Raw genomic sequence first — 7,751 nt, 5'->3', positions numbered from 1 at the left:
ATTTACGCGCCCTTAAGAATCCGTTTACTTCCTCTGTAAACGGATTCTTAAGGGCGCGTAAATCCTTCACCCAGCTTTGACGTTGTGATTTTATCTCCTTATCATCAGTCTGGGGAATGTATGCCTCAAAATCCTCAATTGCTCCTTGAGTATTACCTGTCAGCGCCCTGGCTAAACCGCGACTATCTCGAATATATCCATCATCAGGAGCAAGCTGCACAGCTTTCTCACAGGCGAACATGATATCAGCAGCATGACGATGCACGCTACCGTACCAGCAAAGCCTTTCCCAAAAATCAGCGTTAATTTCAACTTTTGGATCAAGCTGTTGGGCTTTTGTGTAGTTTGCGATCGCTTGTGTTACCTTACCCTCTTTTGCAAGAGTTTCTCAGCTTTCCCTTTGTTTGCAAACTCTTGTGCTTTTGCTTTCGGGTCAAATTTTAAACTGGGATTCCACTGGAAGGCTTTATTGAAAGTTGCAATTGCCTCATCAATATTACCTGCTGTTGCTTGCTCTTCACCTTCTTTAACCAAAAATTGCGCTGCTGCTCTTAAGTTAGATTTATTTTGGCAGACTTCTAGTTTTTCCAGTTTTTTAGGGTTGATGACAAGATAATCATTCAGCCATTGGCAACCTTCTGATAACAGTTCATCGAAAGTTCTATATTGCCACAGCCGCGCCGTTTTGTCCCATGATGCTGTGAGAATGCGTTTGCCATCTGGGCTAAAACTGGCGCTATTGACAGAATCTGTATGCCCTTTGAGTTCGGTGACGAGCTTACCAGAGCTATCCCACAGCCGCGCCGTTTTGTCCCATGATGCAGTGAGAATGCGTTTGCCATCTGGGCTAAAACTGGCGCTTGTGACAGGTAGTGTATGCCCTTTGAGTTGATTTTGCTCGTGAATATTGTCAAGAGTCGTCTGTAAAGCTAACACAGGGCTAGCAGCTGGATATTCTGCTGGTTCATTTTCTTTATTTATAAAATTGTGTAAATCTTGCCCTACATCTAAAGCCAAAAGCAATGCTTCTATTTCTTGGAACTGAAAAAGCTTCTCAGTTGCAATGCCTTGTCGTTCTAGAATTGTAATTTTTTGTGCCTTCCCCGCAAGCCCAAATGCTTGTAATGTGACAATTCCTGCAACAACAAAGGATGCAATCAACACTCCTGAACCTATACGAATTCGTTGCTTTGCCTTGTCGTTTGCTTGCGACAAAATTTGCTTAGCCTGCTCAGTTTGTTTTAACTGTTCTTCAGTTTGCAGGCGTTGCTTCTTCTCCTGTTCCAGTTCCGCCATCACCTGGCTTAACTTCGGTTGCTGTTGCTGGCGGATGAACTCAGCTAAATAGTCATGCACCAGTTGATAGCGATTAGCGGGGTTTTCTTTTAACAAAACAACTAAGCCAGATTCTACAAAAATCTCTAAAATCAAATCTAACTTGCTGAGATCCCCCCTTACAAACGAGGTAAAATAGCCCCCCTTTTTAAGGGGGGTTGGGGGGATCCGCCCAGATTGAACATCATCAACCGAGATCAATTTCTGCAAATCCCGTTCCAACTCAACACGAGTCTTCAATGGGCGAGTTCCTTTTTCATCCGTCAGCAAATACAACACAAATTCCGCCGTTTGCTGATTTTCCTCACCGCAATCCTGAACCACTTCATCCAGATAACGTTTTACCAGTTCTTCCTTTGTGCCACACTCCTGATATTTTGCCAGAGTTGTGATGTTTTCCGCTTGCAGTTGCGCCCCCACAACCTGCAACTCAATCGGGCGCACTTCGCCCAATTCCCGCGCTAAATCCCGCACCAGTTCTGCAATTAAGGCAGGTTCTAAGTGAAAATTAGCCCGTTCAGTTAATTGCTGAATAATTGACTGAGCATCATCACGGGAGAAGTTACCTAACTCATAAAGAACATTCTCACTCAGAATATCGATACTAATCATCGAATTGTCGCGGAAGCGATTAAACTTGAGCAAATAATGTAAGTAATCTTCTCGCAACGACAATACTATCTTCACCGATAAGATATTAAGGCAATCTCTTAAAAAATGAAAAAACAGCCACCTTTGCTGTGGTTCGATATCAACAAAGAAAAATTCTTCAAATTGATCAAAAATCAGTACCGGACGAAGATTATATGTTTCACACTGTCGTAATTGTTTTAACAGCGTAGTTCGCAAGTCCGGCGTTTCAACTTCTGACACTTGCGCTTGAGTTTCTAAAGCAGAAGTTTCAGCTTCCCCATCTCCCCATCTCCCCATCTCCTGTAACGCCTCTCTTAGCTGGCGTCTCAACTCTTCCATCCAGTTGGTGTAAACTCGTATCGGCACAACCAAATTATCTTGAATGCCGATCGCCTTCTTTTTCAAACCTGGTACAAGTCCCGCATTAACCAGAGAACTTTTGCCAACTCCTGATTGTCCATGAATAACTATCAATTTATAATCAGGGCGACCGATGCGTTCAATCAAACGTTCTACATCCAGTAAACGACCAGATGCACTAATTTCTGGAGCGACATTTTCTTGAGTTTCTCTTTGTAAAGTCGCAATACCTTGCGCTTTGATTTGTCGTGTAGCTTGTAATCTTCCGGCACCAATAAACGCCCGCAAGCCAAATTGTTGTTCAACCGAAAGCCTTTCCTGTTTAATTTGAAAAGCTTCGAGATATTGCTTTTGTTTTAAATATAAACTTCGTAAATTTCTTAAAAGACTAAGAAAAAGTTGTGGTTCCGAGTCCGATACGCCTATCTGGATTGCTGTTTTTAAAAAAATTATCGCTGCTTGCTCTTCGCCTAAATTTTGTTCTGCTTGCGCTAGAATCAACAAAATTTCCTGGCGATGAAAAATGACAGACTGATTCGTAGATAAAATCTCTAACGCTTTTTCCGCTAAAGTTTTCGCATCTTGCCATTTTTGACTTGCCAAAGCAACTTCAGCCAAAAAGCCATAATCCTGAGAAACTCTCAGCAAATCTCCTTCAGCTTCATGGATTAGCAAAGAACGTTCAGCTAACTTTTTCAACTCCTGCCAATCTTCCAAATCACGCAAGATTTTGCCAAACTTATCAAGTAAATGAGCAACTAAATCTGGACGTTGAGCAGCTTCCAAAACTTGGAGAGATTGCTGAAGGTAATTTTTTGTTTCTTGCCAATTAGGAGTTGATAGTCTTGGGTTAGGGGAGATTGCTTCGTTCCACTTCGTTTCACTCGCAATGACAGGGCGATTTATTTCTTGTTGTCTCGCTTTTTCGTAATAACAGAAAGTGATATGACTCAGGACTTTCCCTTGCCAGACTAAATCATTGACTTGCTGCCAAAAAGCCAAACTCTGTTGATAATACTCCAGAGCAGTATCTAGACGATTATCAACATATTCTGTGACTCCCAACAAATATGTAATTCTTGCTTTCGCTTCAGGTTCTAGAACTTGTCCCGAATTTTGCAAATCTTGCCAAGCTAATTTAATCTCGGAACATTTTTCTAAAGTCAGACTGAAATCACCAGTCAATAATTGCTCAGCTATTGCTTGCAAAAACTCTATTAATTCATTGGGAGCAATGGGGAAATTTTTCGTCGTTCCCCAACTTTCCAAATCAGGAGCAAACTGCATGAATCGCTTGTGAACTTCATCATCAATCCACAACACCACAGGGAAAGGAAAATGATTGCGAAACTCCTCCCGCACCTGATTTGCACTAATCAGCATTTGCTCAAGATTCCGCACTGATTCCAAACCCAAAATCATCAGGGCTTGTACATCATCCCCAGATTCTTCCCGAATGGCAGTATAAAGAGTCCTTGCAGATTCCTTGAGAACCAAGACACGGATTTCAACTTGACAAATGTCACGTAATCGGTTGATGAGATGCGATCGCCCAAAGGGCGGCTCCCTGCTGGAGCTTCGCAAACTAGCATAATTGCACCGTGCCAGAATCAGCTTAAACTGTCCAACAGAAGCCTCAATCGCCCAAGCTAATTGTTTCAATGAGCGCTCATTGTTGATGTGAACATTAAATTCATCTGCGTCCATCTGCGCTTCCTTAGCTCTTTGATGTATTATTGTTCACGATCGCCTGGGGTTGAAAACCCCAGTCTCATAGCCAAAGTCCTCTGGTGAGGACTAATCACTTTCGCGTAGCTTTGTTTTCAGTCCATTTTAATGGACTTAGCCTATGAGCCAGGAACTTCTAGTTCCTGGCGGTTGTGGAAACTTATAGAAAACACAGCAATTGTTCAGCCATTCAACTCCCGCGCCTCTGCCAAAATAGGATTAACCTCAAACCAAGACTCACCGCGATAGCTTCGCTGCTGCCTTCGGCAGATCGCGATATTCAAAAACAAACCGACTGCGAATCAGCTTTTGATACCCCTGATCATCACTCACTTTTTTCGTTTGCTTCACACGACGCAACAATTCCCACTCATCATCAGAAATCGGCAGAGTCATTTCATTGCGACGAGCGCGAATCACAGTATCCAAAGTATCACGAGTCAAAGGAAGTGACATTTCCTCCATAATCCATGTATTCAGCAGCCTCAGCAAGTCGCGCACATGACCACCACTCATTCGACACAAGTGTTCAAGCGTCGCCTTACGATCAAATACAAACGTAATATTACTGGCACGCTGGTCTGGTCGCAAGTCAGGATAAGCTCTTGCCAGTACCATCTCTTGCATCAGCGCCATTCCCTCCTCATGAACACTGCCATCTGACCATTGTACAGGTACCATTGGTAACACTCTCGGGTCTTCCAAAAATCTTTGTGTGAGCGTTCCATAGTCATTGGAAAACTTCAGAGACAGTGGCATTGTATACACAACATGACAATTCAACTTGGTGAGATACTCACCCTGATCCACAAACAAGTATTCCTGTTGTGGACGTCCCCAAGCCTTGGGACGATTATCAATTCGGTCAAGATTATCTACAATCACCACTAAACCTTTTTTGCCTTGCTGTTTGAGTTTGGCGATCGCAGGTTCCAGCAACTCCTTATTAATTGCGTCTAAGAGTTTAATTTTTTGTGGTCCCAGATACTGGTTGAGTTTTTCCCGCAGTGTGGCGTCACTCTTAGCCTTAGTCGTGATTTCCCCAATTCCAAAAGCCAAAGTAAACTTTTCTTTTTCAGACGTGACACCGAAATCACCAACATTAGGAACTTTGAGTTTTACGCCAGTCACATCAGCATTTAAAACCCTCATAGCACCTTGCAGTAACTCTTTCAGCCTGCTGGGTTCCTCAAGATTGAGTTTTTCTAAACTTTGACTCACACGACGGGCGATTGCCTACGGCAGAGCTACGCTTAACGCCAGCAACACATCAGCAATATCCACATCAGTCAATTCCAAGTCTTCGCTAGACTCAAAATAGATGACACAAAAACCATCCGCTTCCAACTCCAGTTGCAGCCGCCGCAACTCCGTAGATTTCCCACACCCAATGTGCCCAGTAAAGAGAGTGCAGGTAGGGTCATTCGGCTTAAAAAATGTCATTTTCTGCTTCAGTTTGAAGATAATATCTCCACCACGCACAGAAGAAAAGTCAATATAATACTTTTTATCCTGTGTGTTGTTAATCACCAGAGTTCTGCTGGGGTCTGTAGCTTCAAAAAACTTGCGTAAGTCTATCATCATAAAGCCTATAATCTATAACTATTCATTTTTCATATCCTTGGTTTCCAAGATATAAATAGCTACAGCTTTGATGCTTGATTTTCCGATAATTTTAAGATGATCTTAAATAGAATCTGGATCGACTCCCATAGCACGTAAGCGTTCCGCCAAGACTTGGGCGCGATTTTGAGCTTGTTCAGCCTGCTCTTCTGGTGTCAGAATCCGTTTCCCTTCCTCGTTATACCAATACAGCCATTCCCGCGTAATCCCTTGATAAATTCCCCGTTCCATACCAATTCCCAAACCAACTTCCGGTAACCATACAGGATTATCCGAATGCAATTGATATGCACCATTGACCAACTTATACACTTCCAAACGCGGTTTGCGGCGACGAGTCGGGTGATAGATGACGTAGTACAAAACCCCTAACTTTGCATACTCATCTTTCTTGGTGGTGTATTCCCCACGATATCTCTGAGAAACAACTTCCAGCGTTAGCGTTGGAACTTTCTCTTCTTCCCATAACACATAACTCAAACGCAAATTTTCATCAAAAAATCGCTCAACTCCCAAACTCAAAAACCCATCTGGTACAATTGGCGGTTGATTTGGATCATAGTAAACACCCATATCAACACCAAAAAACCAATCCATACGGTTTGCCCACACCATAGCGAGTATGGCTTTAAGTAAACTAGGAATCAAATCTTGGAGTTCATTATCCACAGGCGTATCATCAGAGTCTGGTAATTCCTCAGAGGAGGGCAAGCAAGCTAATGAATCGTACTCTAACATAAGCGGTTCGGCAGTTATTTCATAATTCTGATCATAGTCCCCCATTACCTCATCCCTTTGTCCTCCACAACCCCACCTATGGCACAATAAAGACGGTAATAAAAGAAATATAGATAAGGTAATTTAGTGAGTCCAACTGCTCAAGCTACCGCTGCTGCGCGTCGCGTGGTATTTCCCTTTACAGCAATTGTCGGTCAGGAAGAAATGAAACTGGCTCTATTGTTGAACGTGATTGACCCGAAAATTGGTGGTGTGATGATTATGGGCGATCGCGGTACCGGTAAATCCACAACTATCCGGGCGCTAGCTGATTTGCTTCCAGAAATCCCCGTTGTTGCTAACGATCCCTTCAACAGCGATCCTAGTGATCCCGATTTGATGAGTGATGAAGTCCGCCAACAGCTACAGCAAGGGGCGGATATTCCCGTCGTTCCGAAAAAAGTCCAAATGGTCGATTTGCCCTTGGGAGCAACAGAAGACCGAGTGTGCGGTACCATCGACATTGAAAAAGCATTATCAGAAGGTGTCAAAGCCTTTGAACCAGGACTCTTGGCAAAAGCCAACCGAGGTATTCTCTACGTAGATGAAGTAAACTTGCTAGATGATCACCTAGTAGACGTGCTTCTTGACTCAGCCGCCAGTGGTTGGAACACGGTAGAACGAGAAGGAATTTCCATACGTCACCCAGCCCGTTTCGTGCTTGTCGGTTCTGGGAACCCAGAGGAAGGAGAACTGCGTCCTCAACTTTTAGATAGATTTGGAATGCACGCAGAAATTCGTACAGTCAAAGAACCAGCTTTGCGCGTGCAAATCGTTGAACAACGGTCAGAATTCGACCAAAACCCTCCAGTATTTCTAGAACAGTATCAATCTCAACAAGAAGAGCTGCAACAGAAAATTATTAACGCCCAAAAGCTTTTACCATCTGTGACAATTGATTACGACTTGCGGGTGAAGATTTCCGAAGTCTGTTCCGAACTCGATGTTGATGGCTTGCGCGGTGACATTGTTACTAACCGCGCCGCCAAAGCCATAGCCGCATATGAAGAACGTACCGAAGTTACAATTGATGATATCCGTCGTGTCATGACTTTATGTCTGCGTCATAGACTACGGAAAGATCCCTTAGAGTCAATAGATTCTGGATACAAAGTACAAAAAACCTTTAGCCGTGTCTTTGGCGTAGAACTGTCAGAAGAAACGACACAACAAAACGGTACAGGACAAAAAATAGGACTTAGAAATTAAGAAGGAAGAGTTAAGAAAGAAAAGACATTCCTTTATCTTTTTTTTCTTTTATCTTCTTTGACAAAACTTATCACTTAGCACTCATG

Annotated in this window: 4 protein-coding genes and 1 pseudogene; 1 reads left to right on the top strand and 4 read right to left on the bottom strand. The window is 43.1% G+C overall.

All coding sequences use genetic code 11. The features are described from left to right. The 4 genes and pseudogenes from DP116_RS25260 to DP116_RS25245 form a co-directional block, all read right to left on the bottom strand. The coding region (locus tag DP116_RS25260) for a tetratricopeptide repeat protein (protein ID WP_211173504.1) at positions 1-265 on the bottom strand (265 nt) is incomplete at its 3' end. A 95-nt stretch (positions 266-360) separates the two neighbouring features. Next, positions 361-4,035 (bottom strand): nSTAND1 domain-containing NTPase, encoded by a 3,675-nt coding sequence (locus DP116_RS25255; protein WP_169157771.1) that lies wholly within the window; start codon positions 4,033-4,035, stop codon positions 361-363. Between the two features lie 203 nt (positions 4,036-4,238). Beyond that, positions 4,239-5,640, bottom strand: a pseudogene (locus DP116_RS25250) (P-loop NTPase family protein). Between the two features lie 102 nt (positions 5,641-5,742). Beyond that, positions 5,743-6,417 carry a Uma2 family endonuclease gene (locus DP116_RS25245; RefSeq protein ID WP_169157772.1) on the bottom strand — a complete coding sequence of 225 codons (675 nt, stop codon included), beginning with the start codon at positions 6,415-6,417 and terminating at the stop codon, positions 5,743-5,745. A 126-nt stretch (positions 6,418-6,543) separates the two neighbouring features. Here DP116_RS25245 and bchI point away from each other — a divergent pair, with 126 nt between their 5' ends. Then, positions 6,544-7,665 (top strand): magnesium chelatase ATPase subunit I, encoded by a 1,122-nt coding sequence (bchI, locus tag DP116_RS25240; RefSeq protein WP_169157770.1) that lies wholly within the window; start codon positions 6,544-6,546, stop codon positions 7,663-7,665. The last annotated feature ends 86 nt before the right edge of the window (positions 7,666-7,751 follow it).

The organism is Brasilonema bromeliae SPC951, from assembly GCF_012912135.1.
Lineage (GTDB): Bacteria > Cyanobacteriota > Cyanobacteriia > Cyanobacteriales > Nostocaceae > Brasilonema > Brasilonema bromeliae.
Note: the sequence above shows the minus strand (reverse complement) of the source record. Positions and strands in the feature narration are given on the sequence as shown.

What these genes read in the sequence shown, in the direction of transcription:
- DP116_RS25255 (WP_169157771.1), bottom strand. Translation starts at nt 4,035, where the DNA reads ATGGACGCAGATGAATTTAATGTTCACATCAACAATGAGCGCTCATTG.
- DP116_RS25245 (WP_169157772.1), bottom strand. Translation starts at nt 6,417, where the DNA reads ATGTTAGAGTACGATTCATTAGCTTGCTTGCCCTCCTCTGAGGAATTA.